Source organism: Microcoleus sp. A6-C6 (genome assembly GCF_036705955.1).
Classification (GTDB): domain Bacteria; phylum Cyanobacteriota; class Cyanobacteriia; order Cyanobacteriales; family Microcoleaceae; genus Microcoleus.
Genome location: NZ_JAUBVR010000069.1, coordinates 1 through 20,115, shown reverse-complemented (window position 1 = coordinate 20,115; position 20,115 = coordinate 1). Strand labels below are relative to the sequence as shown.

The window sequence follows — 20,115 nt, the reverse complement described above, 5'->3', positions numbered from 1 at the left end:
TGTAAGTTGCGAGATCAAAGGAGGCAGATCCTCCGGATCTGCATTACCATGCAGAGCCTGGTAACGAGCAAATTTTAAAGTTTTCTATCTAGTATTATGTCGAAAAATCATCCCAATTATCATAGCTTCATGCAACAGATTTCCGTAAAGTGCAGATAAATCGACCATCTTCAAGAAAGACCGACAATCTAATAGAACCGCACTATATATATTCAAAAACCCGGAAAAAAACCAAAATTTCACTGCCCAACATTTTTGTTGTAGCAAGCTTTGTTATAAATTTTATAAATACTAGAAATACTAGAAATTTTGCAAAAAACTCAAAAAACCAGATTTCTGCTTCCAGGCTCATTAGACTTGCATTGCATTAATTCGCTTTCAATTTCTACAATTATCTGCGTTTATCTGTGTATATCTGCCTGACATCTGCGGTTGCAAAGTGCGATAAAAGACTTAGGCAACTCAAGTCTCTTGTCAAATGAGATATTTTGCCCGAATCGACTGAGCCGATCGCCCAAAAGATATAAAAGCTATATGTAGTAGTAGCTTAGATGCTCGAAGAGCGAGGTCAAAACTCCCAAAAATATGCTAAAAACCATCAAAAAATGGCTTAATCGAGAACGCCGAGTATTGATTACTGCGAGTGCCGTTGGCGGTACGGTGATTGTCATGCGCTGGTTCGGATTTTTGCAGGTGTGGGAATGGACTGCTTTCGATCGCTTTGTACGCTGGCGGCCCCCCGAACCAATGGACTCGCGCATCACCATTGTCGAAATTAACGAAGCTGACTTGCAAAAATACGGCTACCCAATGTCGGATGCTGTGTTGGCCCAATTGCTGCAAAAACTTCACGCTGGCAAGCCGCGGGCGATCGGCCTCGACATTTACCGAGATTTGCCGACTCAACCGGGTAATGCCGAATTGCTCAAAACTTTTAAAACTATTCCCAACTTAATCGGGATTGAGTTGATGCCAGACGAAACGAGGTTGGGAGTTCGCCCGCCTTCGGTACTTGACAAGCTCTCGCGCATCGGTTTCAACAACGTTGTCATTGATGCTGACGGTAAAGTGCGCCGAGCTTTGCTCTACTCTTGGCCCGGAGACGGCAAAACTCATGAAAGTTTCGCGCTCAGATTGGCTTTGAGTTACCTCGAAACTGAAGGAATTTCCCCTGAACCAGCAGCAAACGTCAATCCTAAATACTTGCAGTTAGGCCGGGGGGTCTTTCGGCGTTTTGAACCGAATGATGGTGCTTACGTGCGATCGGACAGCCGTGGCTATCAAATTCTCGCCAACCTCCGTGGGCCGATCGGCAGTTTTCGCATTGTGTCGATGAGCGACGTGCTTTCTGGCAAAGTTCCGGCGGATTTTGTGCGATCGCGCGCTGTCTTGATCGGTTCAACTGCCCCCAGCCTCAAAGATTTTAACCAAAATGCTTATAGCTCCGGTTTGTTTGCTCCTCCCCAGCTAATACCGGGAGTTGAGCTTCAGGCTCATTTTTTGAGCCAAATTTTGAGTGCGGCCCTCGACGGGCGCGGGGGTATCAAAGTCTGGCATGAGGCTGCGGAGTTGTTGTGGATTTTACTCTGGTCTTGGGCGGGAGCCTGTGTGAGCTGGAAGTTGGGATCGATCGGGCGATCGGTTTGGTGTTTATCAAGTATCTGTCTCGGTCTCAGTGCCAGTTTATACTTAGCTTTTTTAGCCGGTTGGTGGCTGCCGTTAATTCCTGCAATCCTCAGTCTTTTGGGTTCTAGCTGCGCAGTTGTGGCTTATCTGGCTCACTTACAAGAAGAACTAAAACGCTCTAAAGAATTTTTACAATCGCTAATCGATACAATTCCAGACCCGATTTTTGTCAAAGATATAAATCACCGCTGGGTTGTGTTGAATCAGGCATATTGTCAGTTTATCGGCTATCCTTTGGAAATTTTAACCCATCGCACAGATTACGACTTATTTCCCCAAGCCGAAGCCGATATATTTTGGCAGGAAGACGAATTAGTATTGCAAACTCACCAGCCGCGAGAAAATGAAGAATATTTTACCGACGCTCACGGAGTTACGCATCTGATTTCGACAAAAAGATCCCTGCACAAAGATGCTGCGGGGAACCTATTTTTAGTCGGAGTGATCAGAGATATTACCGAGCGCCAGCTCCGAGAAGATGCCCTAAAACAAAAAAATGCTGAACTCAGCCACCAAGCTTATCATGATGCTCTCACCGGTTTGCCCAACCGCAAAATGTTTTACGAATCCTTGCATCAGGCTTTAGAAAGAGCCTCCAGCAATCAGGAATTGCTAGCTTTACTGTTTTTAGATTTAGATGGATTTAAGTCAATCAACGACACTCTCGGACACAATGTGGGCGATTTGCTCTTAAAAGCAGTTGCCAGTCGGCTCAAACAATGCTTGCGCGGCAGCGATATTATCTCGCGGTTGGGCGGCGACGAGTTCACAGTCATTCTGCCCGCAATTCCTGGTAGCTACGAAGCGGAGAAAGTAGCTAAAAAAATTTGCTACGCCATCATGCAGCCTTTTATTTTAGAAGAACATACAGTTTCTGTAACTACAAGTATTGGGATTAGTTTGTATCCAATTGACGGTCAAGAGTCAGATATTTTAGTCAAGAATGCTGATGCTGCGATGTATCGCGCTAAGGAAGGCGGGAAAAATCAATATCAATTTTTTTAAGTCATCAGTCATCGGTCATCAGTCATCAGTTATTAGTTATTAGTCATCAGTCATTAGTCATCAGTCATTAGATAGATTTACAAAAAATATCAAACTTATGAGAGCAAATTGCCGTGTCATCTAAATATTAAAAAACATTACAAAATATGAGGTGAGTTAAAAAAAAGAATGCAACGGCAGACCCGTGTCCGAAACCCTTATGTAGTAAGTGATTTCATTGCAAATCGCAAATCGCAAATCGCAATTGCTAGGAGACCGGAGACAAAATTAAAATCGCCAGAAAGGGTTGATTTATAAAACTTTACGTATATTTACGAAAATTATTTAAAGTAAATGTAAAGATATCAGTGGAACTACGGAAATTGATAGATATAATAGTTTTTACAGGCGTGCATCTACTTCAATGATTTGGATAAGACTATGAACACTATGCGTACTTTGATTGGGTTCACCACAACGGCAACTCTGGCTGTCTGTCTGCAAGTGAGTACGATCGGCATCGCAAATGCCGCTACACTGGCTAGTAACTCAACCAGTAACTCCACAAAAGACCGTAGCAGGGGCGAGGGCCCGACGCCATCGACCTCCACAGTTTTGACCGTCGCCCAAACCTCTAGAGTTCCAAATAACCCCAAAAAATACGAACCAGACCCCAACGGGAATCCCAAAAGTGACGGTACAGGGACGCGCTGAACCCAATTTTTTAATCTTCTATTCGCCCAGATTTGTACCAATTCGATTGGTGAATTAAAGTGTGACTGCACCAATCTCGATCGCTCAGGGGATAATCCACACGGTAGTGACCGCCCCGACTTTCCGTGCGAAACGCAGCACTTTTGAGAATTAAGTAGCCAATATCCAATAAATTACCAAGTTCTCCCCAATTTCGCAAAACCGAGCTATTTTGGGCATCAACAGGCGAAAAATCAATGACTTGTCCGGGCTGCAAATTAAGCAAAGTTTGACTCAAAGGCAAAGAGGCAAATTCTTGTCGCCAAAGCTCAACTTGGACGATCGCACTTTCCAAATCCCTTTGGCCCCGACAAATTCCCGCACTTTGCCATACCAAACTCGGCAATTCTACCCGCAACTTGTCGATCGTCTCAATATCCTGTGCAGAAATCGATTTTTCCCAGATTTCCCCTGCATCGGACTCATCTGGTAATGCCTTGGGCTTTCCAGCTTCTAGCTGCAAAAGTCCCATTTGCGCGCCAAAAACCAGACATTCCAGCAGCGAATTGCTCGCCAACCGATTAGCGCCGTGTACCCCCGTGCTCGCAGTTTCTCCCACCGCGTACAAACCCGGAATCGAAGTTTGGTTTAACTTGTCAGCCACAATCCCTCCCATCCAATAATGGGCGGCGGGCGTGACGGGTACCGGTTCGGTAAAAATATCAATTCCCCAATCGGCGCACACTTGAATAATATTCGGAAACCTGTAGCGCAGTCGATCGACCGCAATCGGGCGCAAATCCAGCCAAACATGAGGTTCCCCCGTCTTCTGCAAATGGCGGAAAATAGCGCGGCTGACAACATCGCGAGGTGCAAGTTCCCCGCTGGGGTGAGAGTCAAAAGCAAAGCGATATCCCTTGCTGTCAACCAAATGAGCTCCTTCTCCCCGCACCGCTTCGCTAATCAGAAACCGCGGCGCGCCCTCTTTGCTTAGCGCCGTCGGGTGAAACTGCACAAATTCTAAATCTCGCAGCAGTGCTCCGGCGCGCCACGCAATCGCCACTCCGTCTCCGGTACTTACCGACGGGTTGGTTGTTTGAGCAAAAACCTGTCCGCCACCGCCTGTCGCTAGCACTACGGCGCTAGCTCGCAACCATTTGACGCGGGAGTCGCAAATCGAGCTAATGCCCTGACAGCGCCCGGTTTCGTCTAGCCACAGGCTCAAAGCAAAGGCTGGGGATACGAGTTGAATGTTTTTGCGGTTTAATACTTTTGCTGTCAGGGTACTGACGACGGCTTTTCCTGTGGTGTCGGCGGAGTGGAGGACTCGGCGGCGGGAGTGGGCGGCTTCTAGGGTGAGGGCTAATTCTGGGCCGGTGCGATCGAATGCAACGCCCATTTTCACGAGGGAGTCGATGCAAGCAGAAGCTTCTTCTACTAAAAATTGCACGGCTTCTAAGTCGCAAAGACCTGCTCCCGCAGCCAGTGTATCCTGAACGTGCAGGGCTGCTGAATCTTCTGGGGCGATCGCCGCGGCAATCCCTCCTTGGGCCCAATCGCTGGCAGAAACAGGCAGGATATTTTTATTAATCAAGCCCACGTGCAAATGTTCTGGGAGGCAAAGTGCCGTGTACAAACCGGCTGCGCCAGCACCTATCACCAATACGTCAAATTTGTCAGTCATAAGTCTGCCGATTTGAGATTTTTTGATTTGAGATTTTAGATTTTAAAATTAATTTTACATATAAATATCGCGAATATAAATGTCAATTTGAGATTTGAAATTTGACTCTACCAATGATTTGAAGGGCTGGAACTGTCAATTTTAGATTTAACAATTGAATAATTTAATCTACAGATATATCTAGATTTAAACTAATATCTAATTTTTTTGCTCTTCACAATATCGGAGCCTTGTCTCCGTCTTTGGGTGCGAACCTTTGTAAAGGCTTTCGTCAGCCGGAGCAGAAGTCATAAGCCACAAGCCCTAAACCATAAGCCATAAGCCAGAATTCATGAATTAACAAAAAATTAGTTCTGACTAACGACTAATGACTGATGACTAATGACTGATGACTGATGACTCCTGACTAATGACTAATGACTTCTATCGAATGCCTTCAAATGAGACCCGATACTACTTAGTCGTAAAAACCGTTGTTCAACCTGGTGTCTCCTTCAATAAATACAGATTCGACATCAGTTACGGTGAATTTGTCCAAGTTAGCTTGCAGCACCTTTTTCTGAGCATCCGTCAAACCTGAAATCTTGAGTATGTCCTCAACGTTTTCGTAAGGAGCATTCTTAATAATTTGTCCAGCTAAAGTAGGATACAACCCTCGAAATTCCCGAAAGTCCCGGACGCCGCTGTTGTTCAAGTCAAGTTTTTTGCCGTATTCTGTGGCAAGCTTATCATCGGCGCGATTGGTTCTAGTCGGAACGTCAAGCACTATGAGCGAGGATGATGGCAAGACGATACGGCTCAAGATCCCCGCGTTCGCGCTCATGTCTCCAGCCCATGCAAAGCAGCCCAGCACTAAGCCCAATACTGCCAATAGACGACCCAATCGTTTCATGAAGTTTTGTCTCCCAATTTCATACACAGCATTTATGTAGAGACTACCATTTTGCTTATGCAGTTTTTCAGATAAATCCGCAGCAGGCAGAGGACTGTTAACAAAATTTACATTGAGATATTGACATCGCGGGCAATGTATGGTAGGTCTTAAAATTTAGACGATCGCAACTCAGGGACAGCAATCACGGGCTGGGAAACTCTAAAATAACTGATATATCGTATATTTAGAGGCTTTTAGCAGTGGCAAGCATCACAATTGAAGTACCCGACGAACTTTCAGAACAACTGGCACTTCTAGGCGAACAACTGCCGGAACTTTTGCGCCAGTGCGTCGAGCAGCCAATGCTCCCAGCTCGCATCTACCGGTATATTTTAAACTTTCTCGCCAGCGCCCCCACCCCCGAAGAAATCGCCGCTTTCCGGCCCACTCCAGAGATGCAAGAGCGCTTGCGGACATTATTGATACATAATGCTTCGGGTTCCTTGACTCCTGGTGAGCAAACAAAACTTGATGAATACGAGCGGATAGAACATCTAGTTATTATGCTCAAAACCGGTAATCTTCCTTACTTGTCTCGGCAGTCTTAAAATAATAAAAACTTAGGTCGCAATTCGCCAATTTTAGTCGAGCCGAACCACAATTTGTCTCTGAAATTTAAATTTTAGGGATTCTGCGGAGACAATCTAAAATGTTTCTACCCAAAATTTCAAATCGATTAACCTGTGACTTACATTCCTGCTAACCTACGCCGCTTGGTTGAAGAGCGCGCCAATTTTTGCTGAGAGTATTGTCAGCTTCCAGAACAGCTAAGTTTCTTCGTCCACGAAGTTGACCACATAATTGCCTTGAAGCATGGGGGAACTACCGATGCGGACAACCTCGCATTTGCTTGCTGGCGGTGCAACCGATATAAAGGAACAGACCTCGGTTCTTTCGACCCCCAAACTGGTGCTTTCAGCTTTCTTTTTAACCCCCGGACGCAGCAATGGTCGGAACATTTTACCACCATAGAAGATATGGCGATTGTCGGGTTGACTCCACCAGGGCGTACTGCTGTGTGTTTGCTCCAGTTTAACAACTCCGAACGCCTAGTCGAGCGGCTGCGATCGCCCAGGCGTTCATAAAATGGACTCCCAATTCAAAACTGGGACTCCCATGTTTAAGGGTTAATTTTGGCTCCGCCCCCAATTTTTTACCGATCAAGAGCTCTTGCCTTTGCTTTTGAGAAAAGCGTTCAAGTCAGCATAAGTACCGCCGTAAGTCACGCTGGGAGTGTCGTAACCCTTCAAAGTAACGATGTGCTGCTCGAAAGCGTCCTCGGCACCCAATTCCGTCAGGTATTTGTAGGTTGTTTCTCCCACGGCGATATCCTTGCCGAGTTCCTTGGTGCAAGACTCTAGGCGAAATGCTGCGTTGACAGTATCTCCCAAGGCGGTGTAGTCCGATCGATCGCTGCTACCAGAATTTCCCACCATTGCATAACCGGTATTGATTCCAGCCCCGACTCGCAAAGGAAAAGGCAAGGGGTAACGACTGCTGAGTTGGTCTGTTGCCTTGTGCAGTTGGCTCAAAGCTTGACAAATCTGCATCATTTCGTCATTGCTAACACCGTCGATTTTGTGGAACCACACGGCCATGATGGCATCGCCGATGTATTTGTCCACCCAACTGCCGTGCTCGCGAATGATTTGTCCGGCTTTGCGGAACCAATTGCCGATGACTTCCGAGAGGATGGTTTCGTCTAGCTGTCTAGTTAAAACTGTAAAATCTCGGATGTCCATTACCATGACCGTAATCAGGCTGCGCACCGTCAGAGTCGCCGTAAAATCTTCGGAGTCTCCATCGTGTATTCGATCAAGCCGGCGGCCTGCTGTTGGGTTAAAAAAGTCCAATTCCGTTTGACCGAAAATAATTCGATCGCCATTTCTGAGCGTGACAGGAATACTCACCCGTCGCCCGTTGACAAAGGAACCGTTACGGCTGCCCAAGTCGATCAGGTAAAACTCTCCGGTCTCCATTTGCTGTAGCATCGCGTGATTTCGGGAAATCCAGCGATCGGTCAATACAAAATTATTGTCATCATTCCGCCCTACTGTCCAGCAATTGCTGCCGGAGAGCGGCAAGTAGCGATTGCCGCTTTCTGTACGAAGTAACAAATGTGGATTGGCTTGCAAAGTCACCACAGTCCTAGAAACAACATCAAGTCAACCGATTTGAGGTTTTTAACCTTAAATTTTAACCTTAGTACGTGGCTCATAACTAAGGTTGCCAGTAAAAACCTCAAATCGGCTGTTTTAAAAATTTAAAATAGTTTAGTCGATCGATGCACCGAACCCATACAGTATTGCCAAACTACCATGTGATAGCCAGCGAAGATAGTTATGGTTTGATCATAGGCCAAAGTGTCATATTTTTTACGCCAAATATGTATTGGGAGAATTAAATTTGCTGTTTTTCGCCCCAAACATCACTTAATTTATGCTGAGGATGCCGAAATAGAAGGTATCTTTAAGATTTGTTGCTTAACTTCCGGTTTTTGAAGAGATCAGCAAAGCCTTTTCCTCGCTGCGGCGCTCAATAAATTAGAAACACGAGAATTTTATGTTGTCGAAGAGAATTTTGCCTTGTCTGGATGTGAAAGCCGGCCGCGTGGTCAAAGGTGTCAATTTTGTCAACCTGAAGGATGCTGGCGATCCGGTGGAAATGGCTCAGGTATACAATGATGCGGGTGCTGATGAGTTGGTGTTTCTGGACATTACGGCGACTCACGAAGACCGGAACATTATGATTGATGTGGTGTACCGAACTGCCGATCGAGTTTTTATCCCTTTGACGGTGGGCGGCGGCATCCAATCCTTGGACACCATTAAAAGTTTGTTGAGGGCGGGCGCAGATAAGGTAAGCATTAATTCAGCAGCGGTGCGCGATCCAAGTTTGATTGACAAAGCGAGCGATCGATTTGGCAATCAGTGTATTGTAGTGGCGATCGACGCTCGCAAACGGCAAGATGCGGACAATCCCGGTTGGGACGTGTACGTGCGCGGAGGGCGTGAAAATACTGGCAAAGATGCGATCGTCTGGGCCAAGGAAGCCGAACAGCGTGGCGCCGGCGAAATTCTGGTGACAAGCATGGACTCTGACGGTACTCAAGCCGGTTACGACTTGGCATTAACCCGCAGCATCGCCGAAATCGTCGAAATTCCCGTCATTGCTTCGGGCGGCGCAGGCAACTGTCACCACATCTACGAAGCCGTGACAGAGGGCAAAGCAGAAGCCGCACTCCTGGCTTCCCTCCTACATTACGGGCAACTGAGCGTCGGAGAAATTAAGACTTATCTAGCAAAACATCAAGTTCCCGTGCGGCTGTAGTAGTTTAGGATTTAGGCATGGGATAAAAAACCCGGTTGCTAGATCTCTGTCGAATAGCAGCCACGATCCAAAGAAACCGGGTTTTTTGCCTTAGCGAGGACACCACGCTCAAATGCTGCCACAGATACTCCCATTTCAAATCTCAAACGATCCGACTTCCAGTGATGCACCAGACTCATCTATCCTAAGACACAAAGCCAAAATATTCCCTGAGAAGGATTTCAAAGATCCGTTTTTTCAGCTAAATATTATATATTACCTCAATTTAAGAGAGAGCGACTGCTCAACGCTGTTGCTTTGATCGAAACTTGAGCTAAAGATTGTGCAGAATTTGAACGAGCTTCAGCCTGTTAACAATCTCAGCGATGAAAATTTGTAAAAACGGAGAAATTTTGTATGTCTTTTATCAGCTTAAATCTTAATGCCAAGCGTTTTGTTCGCAGTTTAATTGCTGTTTGTTTTTGTGCATTGATGTTTGTTTCCAATGCTTTCCCAGCGTTTGCCGTTACCAGCAGCCTTACTAAAGGTGAAGCTCAACTGACGGGGATTGAGAAAGAAGCTCAAAAAGCCGTTTTGAAAGATCCTATGTCTCTAGAAGAAACTCAGAAAAAAGCTAACGAAGGGATTAATGAAGTTCAGGGAGATGCTGACAGCGAGAAGATGAAAAATCCTTCTAACACAAAAGCTACATCTTTTGAGCAACAAGTCAAAAAAGCTGTTACCAAAATTAAAGATTAACTAAGATAAATTCCCGTGGCATGGGAATTTATCTTACCCAAAATCAGGATACGCCAGTGCCGTTTCCCTACAATTAATCGGGTAATAGTCCCATCCGAGAGAGGGCAGTAGATTATTTTGGGTAGGGGCAAACGACATTGCCGTGTCCTCTCCGGTTAGATACCCGATTTCTTGAAGAAGTCGGGTATCTGAGTATTTGGATTAAATCGAGTAATAAAGTGGAAAAGATTTGGCACCTTTCGGCTTGACAAACACTTTTTGCTGCGGCTGTAACTGCAATTGGTCAAACTTTTCTCTGGTCAAATTAGCATTCAAAACTTGACCATCATCTAAGGTTAATTCCACCTGAATTTCCCATCCCAAGTGAATCAAGCGACTGATTCTGGCAGGCACTGTTGCACTATTTTCTGTAGTTTCAATTACTACGTCGTGAGGGCGCAAGAAAATCTCCGGGTTGGCTGAGTCAAAGCCGTTGTCTTGAAATATCTTTGAACTGCTGGGCAATACGTTGACTGGGCCGATAAAACTCATGACGAAAGCACTTGCTGGATGGTCGTAAATTTCTGCGGGTGTTCCTACTTGTTCGATTTTACCTTTATTCATTACTGTAATGTGATCGGCAACTTCCATCGCTTCTTCTTGATCGTGCGTCACAAAGACTGTGGTAACGTGCACTTCGTCGTGCAGTCTACGCAACCAAGCGCGCAAATCTTTGCGAACTTTGGCATCGAGAGCTCCAAAAGGTTCGTCTAGTAGCAACACTTTCGGTTCCACAGCGAGAGCTCTGGCGAGGGCTACTCGCTGCCGCTGGCCTCCTGAGAGTTGGGAGGGGTATCTGTCGCCCAATCCTGCCAATTGCACTAAATTCAACAATTCTTCTACCCGCGATTTGACTTTCGCGGGCGGTGTTTTCTGAATTTCCATCCCGAAAGCGATATTTTTCCGCACTGTCATGTGCTTGAATAGCGCGTAGTGCTGAAACACAAACCCAATATTACGGTCTTGGACGCTAGTATTTGTGGCATCTTGGCCTGTTAGCCAGATTTTGCCGGAGTCGGGCATTTCTAAACCTGCAATCAGCCGCAGCAGCGTAGACTTGCCGGAACCAGACGGGCCCAGCAATGCGACTAGGGAACCTGATTCAATTTCTAAGCTGACTCGATCGAGTGCTTGGAAACTGCCAAAATGTTTGGATACGTTTTCTACTGTAATTCCCATAGGAAGTTCGGCAACGGATGAGTATAACGAATTTAACGGATTTAACGAAGGTCAGACGCCACAACCAAGAGCAAAAATGTTAATCTCCGGTTTCTGGATAGGTTAAGGTAAGTTTTTTATAGCACGATCGCACATCCGTTTGTTAATTTTAGGGTTTTGGCGATCTCCTAAACACCAGAAAATTCCCAAAAATGCAGCTCGATCGCAAAACGACACAATTCTTTGCCACCAAAGTTGACGTTTGGTACTATAATGCAGCAAAAGTTCAAGCATTTTTGACTTCAAAGGCTGAGGGGATATAAGGAAAATGGGAAATGTTGGACGTGTGCCTGTAGGAATTATCGGCGCTTCAGGGTACGGGGGCGTGCAACTTGTGCGACTGCTGGCGGATCACCCAGCGGCGGAAGTAGTGTATTTGGGCGGGGATAGCAGTGCGGGAAAACCTTTTTCCAGCCTTTATCCGCATCTGACTAACTGCATTGACTTGACTATTGAGGCGATCGACCTAGACAAAATAGCGGCAAAATGTGAAGTTGTATTTCTGTCGCTACCCAACGGTTTAGCTTGCCAAATGGCACCGACGCTGATCGAAAAAGGCTGTAAAGTCTTGGATTTGTCGGCTGATTACAGATTTGAAAATCTTGACACTTATAAAGCTTGGTACGGCGGCGAGCGATCGGACTCTGCTTTAGCTGCAACCGCTGTTTACGGTTTGCCAGAATTGTATCGCGATCGCATTAAAGATGCTCAATTAGTAGGCTGTGCCGGTTGCTACGTCACTGCTAGTTTATTAGCCCTAGCACCCTTGCTCAAACAAGGTCTGATTGTGCCAGAAACAGCAATTATCGACGCGAAATCAGGAACTTCGGGAGGGGGACGCAAAGCCGAAGTGAATCTGTTATTGGCAGAAGCTGACAATTCCATAGGCGCTTACAACGTTGGCCGCCACCGCCACACGCCAGAAATCGAGCAAATTTGCAGCGATTTAGCCGGACATGATATCAAAGTCCAATTTACTCCCCACCTGATGCCGATGGTGCGGGGAATTCTGGCAACTGTTTACGCAAATTTGCGCGATCCGGGATTAGTGCGGGAAGATTTAATCACCATTTTCACCGCTTTTTACCGCAATTCTCCTTTCGTAAAAGTGTTACCGGCTGGGGTTTATCCGCAGTCTAAATGGGCTTGTGGCACAAATCTTTGTTATATCGGCGTGGAAGTCGATCCGCGTACTGACAGGGTAATTGTGATTTCGGCGATCGATAATCTAATTAAAGGTCAAGCCGGTCAAGGCATCCAGTGCATGAACTTGATGATGGGTTGGGAAGAAACTTTGGGTTTACCTCAATTGGCTTTCTATCCTTAATTGGGCATTGGGCATTGGGCATTGGGCATTGGGCATTGGGCATAGGGCACTGGGCATAGGGCATTGGGCATAGGGCATTGGGCATTGGGATTAGTGTCAACAATCACCTAAAACCATTAAATCTCGTTTGTAGCCCAGGCCAGATCCCCCTAAATCCCCCGAATAGTCGGGGGACTTTGAATGCTTCTTGTCCCCCCCTTCTTAAGGGGGGCTAGGGGGGATCTGGCCTCGGTGGTAAACAGCAGTCTGTGACTAAGTTTGACCTGGTTGTTGACACCAATGGATAATGGGGAATTACCGATTACCGAAGTGTTATTTTGGCCCGTAACCGATCGATCCAGCGTAAATTGCCCGATCGCCCAATTCCTCCTCAATCCGCAATAAACGGTTATACTTAGCAACCCGTTCGCTGCGACACAGAGAACCAGTCTTGATTTGGCCGGCGCGAGTCGCTACGGCTAAATCAGCAATTGTGGTATCCTCAGTTTCACCAGAACGGTGACTGATGACCGATCGATAGCTGTTCCGTTTGCCGAGGTCGATCGTATCCAACGTCTCACTCAAAGAACCAATTTGATTCAGCTTAATCAAAATCGAATTGCTAGCCTTCAAATCAATCCCTTTTTGTAAGCGCGTGCGATTAGTAACAAACAAATCGTCACCCACCAATTGAACTTTGCTACCCATTTTTTGAGTCAGCGCCACCCAACTGTCCCAATCGTCTTCGTGCAAACCATCTTCAATGGAAACGATGGGATATTGTCCAACCAAACCATCCAAATAATCGATTAATTCAGTCGGAGAATGAGCCACACCATCGTAGGTGTACTTCCCATCTTTGTAAAACTCACTAGCAGCAACATCCAAAGCCAAAGCAACTTGTTCACCCGGTTTATAGCCAGCTTTTTCAATTGCCATCATCAACAAATCCAAAGCTTCCTGATTGGAACCCAAATTAGGAGCAAAACCACCTTCATCACCAACACCAGTCAGCAAATTTTTGTCTTTCAAGACTTTAGCAAGACTAGCAAATACTTCTGCACCCCAGCGCAAAGCTTCCTTAAAAGAAGGCGCTCCCACCGGTACAATCATAAACTCTTGAATGTCTACGTTGTTGTCGGCGTGGGAACCACCGTTGATGACGTTCATCAACGGTACGGGTAAAACGTTAGCTAAAGCGCCACCCAAGTAGCGGTAAAGGGGGAGTCCTAAAGTATCGGCGGCAGCCTTTGCTGTGGCTAGGGAGACTCCGAGAATGGCATTTGCGCCGAGGTGGGATTTGTTGGGGGAACCGTCCAAGTCAATCATGGTTTGATCGATTAATGCTTGGTCGATCGCATCCATATCAACCAAAGCGGGGGCAATTTTGTGCTCGACGTTAGCAACGGCCTTCAGAACTCCTTTGCCACCGTAGCGTTTTTTGTCATCATCGCGGAGTTCGTGGGCTTCAAAGGAGCCTGTAGACGCGCCACTGGGGACTTGTGCGAGCCCGACAACACCGTTGGCTAGGTGAACTTCAGCTTCGATGGTGGGGCGGCCGCGAGAGTCCAGGATTTCTCTGGCTTTGATAAATTCGATCGCAGTGTCTTGCATATGAACGATTCCTGACTTAACTCAATGGTTGATGACAATTAGCATTCAGCAGGCTTTCGGTAACAGACTGCTAACGGGTAATAGATTACGCGATCCCCACAATTATTAGCGCTCATTTCAAACTTTTTGCGGATTTGGGCGATCGCTGGCTGTCAATAAGCTATGCTTGTTGCAGAAAAATTTCCGACAATTTTGACAGTAATTTGATTTTGTTTACCGTAGATTTACGCAAAGTTGTTAATGGAACCTTGATTAAAATCAGAATAAGCTGTTACGCATTTAAATTGGATATTCGGGACAATGCTCAGAGCAACGTACCACAAGAATTTGATTAATTTTTGACACACCGTTTAAATGCAGAACAGCTTACCAACCAAGTCAATCAAAAAAGCATCAACCTAAAATGTTAGAAACAACTTTCCCAGAAATTACAGTATCAGCTATCGACTCCGATCCAATTATTCCCGATCCCCCAAACATCAGATTGCTTACAGGCCCATTGCCAAATTCAGGTAGCGATCCCAACTTTTTTGACCTTACTCCCAATGACGATATCGTTCAATTAGCCAACGGCATCCTGCGGAACACTCCCGGAGGTTTGCGGGCCTTAGCCGGCGATGATTTTGTCCGAGGTTCCGGTGGTGCGGAACTGATGAACGGGAACGACGGCGGAGATACTTTAATCGGAGGTTGTGGGAACGATACTATTCGCGGCGGTCAAGATTTGGACATCCTGTATGGAGAATGCGCTAACGATGTTCTGAGTGGAAATTTAGGCGATGACTACGCCTACGGAGGAACGGGAAATGACTTTGTTCGTGGCGGTAAAGGCAGCGATGCTTTAGTCGGAGACAGTGGTAATGATACTCTGATTGGTGATGCTGGAATCGATCGACTTTGGGGAGGAGAAGGTGCAGATTTATTTGTCCTCACAAGAGAATCGGGAGCAACTTCGGGAGAAATTGGTTCAGATCAACCACGTCCTGCTGGGACTTTTATTGCTAATCTAGAGCAAATGCCTGCACCTCCACCTCCTGCTGGGACTTTTATTGCTAATGTAGTGCCTACACCTCCAAGTCCTCCTGCGACTTTTGATGTAGTAGATGAAGTGCCAGCAGATTTTATTCTTGACTACAATCCAGCTCAAGATGTAATTGGATTGGCGGGAGGATTGACGCGAAACGATATTGTTTTGAGCGAAAGGTTTTTAACAATTGGTGATGCCAGAGATTACGACAGCAGCGGCCCTTTTCCTCCGGGACAGCCCCGAACTGCTGATTTTAGAGTGTTAAATACTAAGGCGACGGTGATTCGAGAAGCTAGTACCGGCAATATTTTGGGTTTGGTGAAAGATGTTTCGCCGAGTCAAATTCAGTTTATCTCTGTGTCTGACGGGGCGATCGCCCTAGGTTAAACCAAATAGGTTCGATCGTTCGGACTTCAGTCCTTCTTCCAGGTTCGAGCGTTCGGATTTCAGTCCTTCTTCCAAGTTATACTCGTTCCCAGGCTCTGCCTGGGAAAGCCTATCAGCGAGGCTCTCCCTCCCGATTCCTGACCTGAATTCAACAAACATTAAAATTGCCAAAAATCCGCCACATCATATCTCATTTCGCCCAGCATTTGCCGCAGCAGAGGCAAACTCAAGCCGATCACATTCGTGTGACAGCCCTCGATTTTTTCCACAAAAAAGCCACCTTTACCTTCCAGTGCAAAACAGCCAGCACAGGCGAGGGGTTCTCCGGTAGCGACGTAGGCCGCAATTTGGCGCGAGGTAACTTCGGCAAAATGAACTTTTGTAACTTGACAGCGAATGAGCGATCGCTCCATTGCGCGATCGAAACTATCAAATCTCGTATCAATTAAAGCATGACCAGTATAAAGTTCGCCAACTTTACCGCGCATTTTCTGCCAGCGCGAGATTGCTTCTTCGGCATCCTTCGGTTTGCCGTGAATTTCGCCATCAATGACCAAAATTGAATCACATCCCAACACCAAACATGATTTGGGATTGGGGATTTGCGGGTGAGAATTAGCCAGCAAAAACTCAGCTACAGCGTCAGCTTTTCCCTCTGCTAAAACTTTGACTAATTGAGTAGCATCCCTCATTTGTATTTGCCCTTCATCAAAATCGCTGGGGCAAATCACAGCTTCAATGCCAGCACTTTTAAGCAGGCTGCGGCGCGCCGGGGAAGCTGAGGCTAATACAAAAGTTGGAATTTTCATAATTTAATAAGGAAGAAGGAAGAAGGAAGAAGGAAGAAGGAAGAAGGAAGAGGTAAGAAGGAAGAAAAATAAACTAAACTATTCCCCATGCCCAATGCCCAACGCCCTATTCCCATTCCCAATTAGTTTTGACCTTAATAAACAGAGAAAGATTTAACGACTTTCTCAAAAGCTTCTTTTACCTTCGGCCAACGTTCTTCGGTAGTGGAAACGTTCAGCGTAAAAAGTTTGCCGCGGCTGATGGCTACGCTAGCTAAGTTGTGCCGTTCTTGGTTTGGGAGTTTGACGGCGTATTCTAAAATGTAATAGTTTTTCGATCGCGATTCCCGACTTTCTGCATTGACTAACTCAGCTTGGCGGCCGGAATCCGTCGGGGCGATCGTCTTCGTTGATGTAGCCCCCGTAGGGGCGGGCTTCGCTAACGCATTTTTGCTAAGCTTGTATCCCACCTCCGTCGGCGTTCCCAAATCAGCCAGAGTTTTGTTCCCCGTGACTGGACTGATGACCACGCTGACATTCTCGGTTTGCTGAATCAAATCGCGAAACACGACATCGGGCCCATTAGGAACTGCGATCGGCAGCCAGCCATTAGGATAGAGAAATTGATAACCATCGCCAGTATCAACATAGCTTTTGAGTCCGGTCACTTTAGACACACAACCGGTTAAGCTAAGGCTTAGAACAACCAGAAGTATTGCCGCAATTCGTTTGAGCATTATTTTTACGGGTAGGGTAAAACTAAAATATTTAATTTCAATTGTCTCACCAAACCTTGCGTCTAAAAATAGTTAAGCTATGGATCGCCATTTGTGTATCGCTGGCAAGCCATAGCCGTACAATTTAATTTTTAACAAAGTTATTACAGGTTAGTTAGCCAGCTAATCAGTCCGTGCTTGGTCGAAATTTCTAAAGCCAAGAGAGAAACAAAACCAATCATGGCAAGGCGGCCGTTCAAGCGTTCTGCGTAGGGTGTAAAGCCTGTGCGGACTTCATCGTCAATGTATACTTTAGGCTCGATCGCAAAATTGTTCATTTTGCCGTCGTTGTCGAGCAGTAAGCCTCTGTCAGCCATGTCAGCCTCCTAAGTTGTTTTGGTGTACTGTAAATAAATGTAACAGACTAATGAAGATATGTAAAGGATTATGAGTTTTTTTTTCAAAGCCGCGACTCGGACACCAGTTTTCCCCAAAAATTCAACGGGAGGCAAAATCCAAACCCTTATATAATCAGTCATTCCCAAATCTCAAATCTTAAATCTCAAATGGTGTGACTGTGGACAGTAGACTCTGGGCCCCGGAAGGGGGAGGATAGAGTTGAGAATCGCAAAAGTCGATCGCGCGAGGCAAATCCCCCAGTCTGGGTTTGACGAAAATTGTGGAAGAATGGAGGAAAAATTTATGCGGGCCAGTCTGGAAATGCGGTGGTTTAATAGCGGTGCGCTGCCAAAACCGATCGGGCAATGGTTTGGCAGCGAGAGTCTGGGCGGTTATCTGTCGCCGCCTGAAGAGCGAGAAGATTTATATTTGCTGATACCTAGTTGCGACTACTTGGGAGTGAAACTGCGCGGGAAAAATTTACAGGTAAAGTGGCGGCAGGCAGAATTAGGCGTGATGCCCTTCGGCAACCGCTGGGAAGGCAAAGCCGAGAAATGGCTGAAGTGGATATGTGCCGACACGATGGCGCCACTACCAGCGGATATCATCGCCACTGGAAAGTGGGTGAAGGTCAAGAAAAAGCGAGCCCAGCGTCTTTACCAAGTTTCTGCCCCAGGTGTGCTAATGTCTGTCCCTGTCGAAGCACCAATTCCCCAAGGCTGCATTGTAGAAATTACCCAGTTAAATGTTAACGGCACTCCGTCGTGGACGTTGGGATTTGAAGCGTTTGGTAGCGAAAATTTTTTGGCCGAAAGTCTGCAAACAGTCGCTAATTGGACTAGCAAGAGTTATCAGGCTCAAAAGTTGAAAGCTGAGGATTCTTCTGGTTATCCGATTTGGCTAGCTGGTAAGTAAGGAGAGAGGGGGAGAGGGAGAGAGAGAGAGAGGAAGAATTTGAAACTTTTTTCCAGAACTCTTTTTTTCTGTAGTTTAAACTAAATAAAGATGAGAACGGTGGCCAAAGAAGAACTAGAGCCACCGTTAAGGAGAGAATGAGGGTGAAAAAGAAAACCTATCCACTCCTTAAATGAACAGTGAACGATTAAAGGACTTTCGTCAAGCAGCATACGAGTTATTGGTACGAGCTCTCGTATGCAACATTTGAGCTCATGGATGCAGTAATGACCACGCCCAAATGCGTCATGTTTAGCGGAATTTTCACTCAATCCATTATTCAATCGTCAATGGCAAGCGCGTCTATGAAGCCTTACAAGACTGTAGGCCAGACCGGAAAAAACTGATGGAGTTGTACCCTTGAGCAATTAGAACAGCAAGTACCCGCAACAGAATATATATTAGTGGCAATTGACCTGCATGGGGGAGACAGTCATGCTAAAACCTTAAAAGACAGAACCCATGAATACCAGGAAGGCGTAATTATTGGACAAGGGTACAGTACCATTGCGTGGATACCGGAAGCTCAAGGAAGTTGGGCATTACCCCTACTCCATGAAAGAATCAGTAGTGGGTCTTCACCCATACTTCAAGCAGCTTCCCAACTTAAACTTGTCTGTGAACAGAGCGTCAACCCAGTCTTAGGAATGAAAATTTAATAACTTAAGCAAGATATAATAAAAAAATGAGTGAACATCAATGTACTTGACATTTCAAATTTATGGTCAAAACGTAATTGCTCAACCCCCTTGACAAGAAGACGAGATAGACATTAGATAAAGGAATGGAAAAACTCCCGACTTAAAGCAACTATCGAACGAGGCAAAAGAAGCCTTGATAGTAGAGCTATGGCAAGAAATCCAAAAACTCAGCGCAGCATTAGCCACCTACGAACCAAAACCAGAGCCATCTCCCAAAAAAACTAGCAAAAATTCTAGCACTCCACCATCCAAAGGATTCAAGCCGAACATTAAGCCATCGAAAATTCAGGGGATAAAAAGACAAAGAAGCGTGGGAAGAGTCGGAGGGGGCAGAGAACTACATCCTCATCCCGACCAAACAATCATCGCGATTGTCAAAAATTGCCCCCAATGTGGAGAGAAAGTCACCGCCACCGCCCAGAAGTTGCAATCGATATACGAAAAAAATCGAACTCCCCCCCATTCGCCCCATCATCACCCGAATAGAACGTTATGGTGGTCAGTGTGCGTGCTGTCAAACCGAATATGTTGCACCTGTGCCATTGGGAATGGAACCAGGTTCACCGGGAAAGCAGTTCGATTCAAAGCTTGGTCACATACCTCCGTTACACTCATGCCATCAGCTACGAACGGCTATCGGGAATATTGGCAGAAGTGTTTGGAATCAAGATATCAGAAGGAGCAATCGCCAACCTATTAGTGAAGGTCAAAACCAGTTTAGATGACGAAGTAACTCAAATACTACAACGGCTGCGGCGGGCAAAATTAATTTGTTCAGATGAAACGAGTGCGAGAGTTAACGGACAGTGGGAGTGGGAGTGGGTGTTTCAGAATCAGGATGTTTGTTTACACGTCATCCGCCCCAGCCGAGCCAGTGGAGTAATGTACGAAGTTCTCGGAGAACATCGTCCCGATAT

The 20,115-nt window shown here is 46.1% G+C and carries 19 protein-coding genes and 1 pseudogene; 11 read left to right on the top strand and 9 right to left on the bottom strand.

Going from position 1 to position 20,115, the window contains the following annotated elements:
• Positions 1–585: 585 nt before the first annotated feature.
• Positions 586–2,691 (top strand): CHASE2 domain-containing protein, encoded by a 2,106-nt coding sequence (locus tag QUB52_RS22585; RefSeq protein WP_332970300.1) that lies wholly within the window; start codon positions 586–588, stop codon positions 2,689–2,691.
• Between the two features lie 420 nt (positions 2,692–3,111).
• A complete protein-coding gene (locus tag QUB52_RS22580; protein WP_265239175.1) occupies positions 3,112–3,384 on the top strand; it encodes a hypothetical protein in 273 nt (90 codons plus the stop codon).
• A gap of 10 nt (positions 3,385–3,394) precedes the next feature.
• Here the strand turns inward: QUB52_RS22580 and nadB are convergent, their stop codons facing one another.
• Together nadB and psbU are read right to left on the bottom strand one after the other, a co-directional pair.
• On the bottom strand, positions 3,395–5,047 hold the full coding sequence (nadB, locus tag QUB52_RS22575) for an L-aspartate oxidase (protein ID WP_265239174.1): 1,653 nt from the start codon (positions 5,045–5,047) through the stop codon (positions 3,395–3,397).
• Positions 5,048–5,504: 457 nt separating this feature from the next.
• Positions 5,505–5,939, bottom strand: a complete 435-nt coding sequence (psbU, locus tag QUB52_RS22570) for a photosystem II complex extrinsic protein PsbU (RefSeq protein WP_265239222.1) — start codon at positions 5,937–5,939, stop codon at positions 5,505–5,507.
• A gap of 242 nt (positions 5,940–6,181) precedes the next feature.
• Here psbU and QUB52_RS22565 point away from each other — a divergent pair, with 242 nt between their 5' ends.
• Together QUB52_RS22565 and QUB52_RS22560 are read left to right on the top strand one after the other, a co-directional pair.
• On the top strand, positions 6,182–6,529 hold the full coding sequence (locus tag QUB52_RS22565; RefSeq protein WP_332974826.1) for a hypothetical protein: 348 nt from the start codon (positions 6,182–6,184) through the stop codon (positions 6,527–6,529).
• A gap of 207 nt (positions 6,530–6,736) precedes the next feature.
• Positions 6,737–7,066: pseudogene (locus tag QUB52_RS22560) on the top strand (HNH endonuclease); the annotation flags it as partial.
• 75 nt (positions 7,067–7,141) lie between these two features.
• Here QUB52_RS22560 and QUB52_RS22555 read toward each other — a convergent pair.
• Positions 7,142–8,125 carry an adenylate/guanylate cyclase domain-containing protein gene (locus tag QUB52_RS22555; RefSeq protein WP_265239224.1) on the bottom strand — a complete coding sequence of 328 codons (984 nt, stop codon included), beginning with the start codon at positions 8,123–8,125 and terminating at the stop codon, positions 7,142–7,144.
• 418 nt (positions 8,126–8,543) lie between these two features.
• On the opposite strand from QUB52_RS22555, the gene hisF reads away from it, so the two are divergent.
• Positions 8,544–9,311 carry an imidazole glycerol phosphate synthase subunit HisF gene (gene hisF, locus QUB52_RS22550; protein ID WP_265239225.1) on the top strand — a complete coding sequence of 256 codons (768 nt, stop codon included), beginning with the start codon at positions 8,544–8,546 and terminating at the stop codon, positions 9,309–9,311.
• Positions 9,312–9,707: 396 nt separating this feature from the next.
• Positions 9,708–10,049 carry a low temperature-induced protein gene (locus QUB52_RS22545; RefSeq protein ID WP_265239226.1) on the top strand — a complete coding sequence of 114 codons (342 nt, stop codon included), beginning with the start codon at positions 9,708–9,710 and terminating at the stop codon, positions 10,047–10,049.
• 201 nt (positions 10,050–10,250) lie between these two features.
• Here the strand turns inward: QUB52_RS22545 and QUB52_RS22540 are convergent, their stop codons facing one another.
• Both QUB52_RS22540 and QUB52_RS22535 read right to left on the bottom strand, forming a co-directional pair.
• Entirely contained in the window at positions 10,251–11,267 is a 1,017-nt protein-coding gene (locus QUB52_RS22540) for a sulfate/molybdate ABC transporter ATP-binding protein (protein WP_332970298.1), read from the bottom strand.
• A 102-nt stretch (positions 11,268–11,369) separates the two neighbouring features.
• Positions 11,370–11,540: a hypothetical protein gene (locus QUB52_RS22535; RefSeq protein WP_332974825.1), complete on the bottom strand. Its 171-nt coding sequence runs from the start codon at positions 11,538–11,540 to the stop codon at positions 11,370–11,372.
• 34 nt (positions 11,541–11,574) lie between these two features.
• Here QUB52_RS22535 and argC point away from each other — a divergent pair, with 34 nt between their 5' ends.
• Positions 11,575–12,633 carry an N-acetyl-gamma-glutamyl-phosphate reductase gene (argC, locus tag QUB52_RS22530; RefSeq protein WP_332974823.1) on the top strand — a complete coding sequence of 353 codons (1,059 nt, stop codon included), beginning with the start codon at positions 11,575–11,577 and terminating at the stop codon, positions 12,631–12,633.
• A 312-nt stretch (positions 12,634–12,945) separates the two neighbouring features.
• Here argC and eno read toward each other — a convergent pair whose 3' ends face one another.
• Entirely contained in the window at positions 12,946–14,226 is a 1,281-nt protein-coding gene (gene eno / locus QUB52_RS22525) for a phosphopyruvate hydratase (RefSeq protein WP_265239229.1), read from the bottom strand.
• Positions 14,227–14,629: 403 nt separating this feature from the next.
• Between eno and QUB52_RS22520 the strand changes: the two genes are divergently transcribed.
• Positions 14,630–15,640 carry a calcium-binding protein gene (locus QUB52_RS22520; RefSeq protein WP_265239230.1) on the top strand — a complete coding sequence of 337 codons (1,011 nt, stop codon included), beginning with the start codon at positions 14,630–14,632 and terminating at the stop codon, positions 15,638–15,640.
• A gap of 158 nt (positions 15,641–15,798) precedes the next feature.
• Here QUB52_RS22520 and QUB52_RS22515 read toward each other — a convergent pair whose 3' ends face one another.
• From QUB52_RS22515 to QUB52_RS22505, 3 genes are all read right to left on the bottom strand, one after another.
• Positions 15,799–16,449 carry a Maf family protein gene (locus QUB52_RS22515; protein ID WP_265239231.1) on the bottom strand — a complete coding sequence of 217 codons (651 nt, stop codon included), beginning with the start codon at positions 16,447–16,449 and terminating at the stop codon, positions 15,799–15,801.
• Positions 16,450–16,583: 134 nt separating this feature from the next.
• Positions 16,584–17,165, bottom strand: coding sequence for a photosystem II reaction center PsbP (gene psbP, locus QUB52_RS22510; RefSeq protein ID WP_265239232.1), 582 nt, complete (start codon positions 17,163–17,165; stop codon positions 16,584–16,586).
• A 143-nt stretch (positions 17,166–17,308) separates the two neighbouring features.
• The gene (locus tag QUB52_RS22505) at positions 17,309–17,521 is read right to left on the bottom strand and encodes a chlorophyll a/b-binding protein (protein WP_265239233.1); all 213 of its coding nucleotides are present in this window, start codon (positions 17,519–17,521) and stop codon (positions 17,309–17,311) included.
• Between the two features lie 241 nt (positions 17,522–17,762).
• Between QUB52_RS22505 and QUB52_RS22500 the strand changes: the two genes are divergently transcribed.
• From QUB52_RS22500 to QUB52_RS22490, 3 genes are all read left to right on the top strand, one after another.
• Complete coding sequence (locus tag QUB52_RS22500) at positions 17,763–18,458, top strand: hypothetical protein (protein ID WP_265239234.1); 696 nt, start codon at positions 17,763–17,765, stop codon at positions 18,456–18,458.
• A 443-nt stretch (positions 18,459–18,901) separates the two neighbouring features.
• On the top strand, positions 18,902–19,156 hold the full coding sequence (locus QUB52_RS22495) for a hypothetical protein (protein WP_265239235.1): 255 nt from the start codon (positions 18,902–18,904) through the stop codon (positions 19,154–19,156).
• A gap of 534 nt (positions 19,157–19,690) precedes the next feature.
• Positions 19,691–20,115 (top strand): IS66 family transposase (locus QUB52_RS22490; protein ID WP_332976275.1); only part of this gene is annotated, 425 nt, incomplete at its 3' end.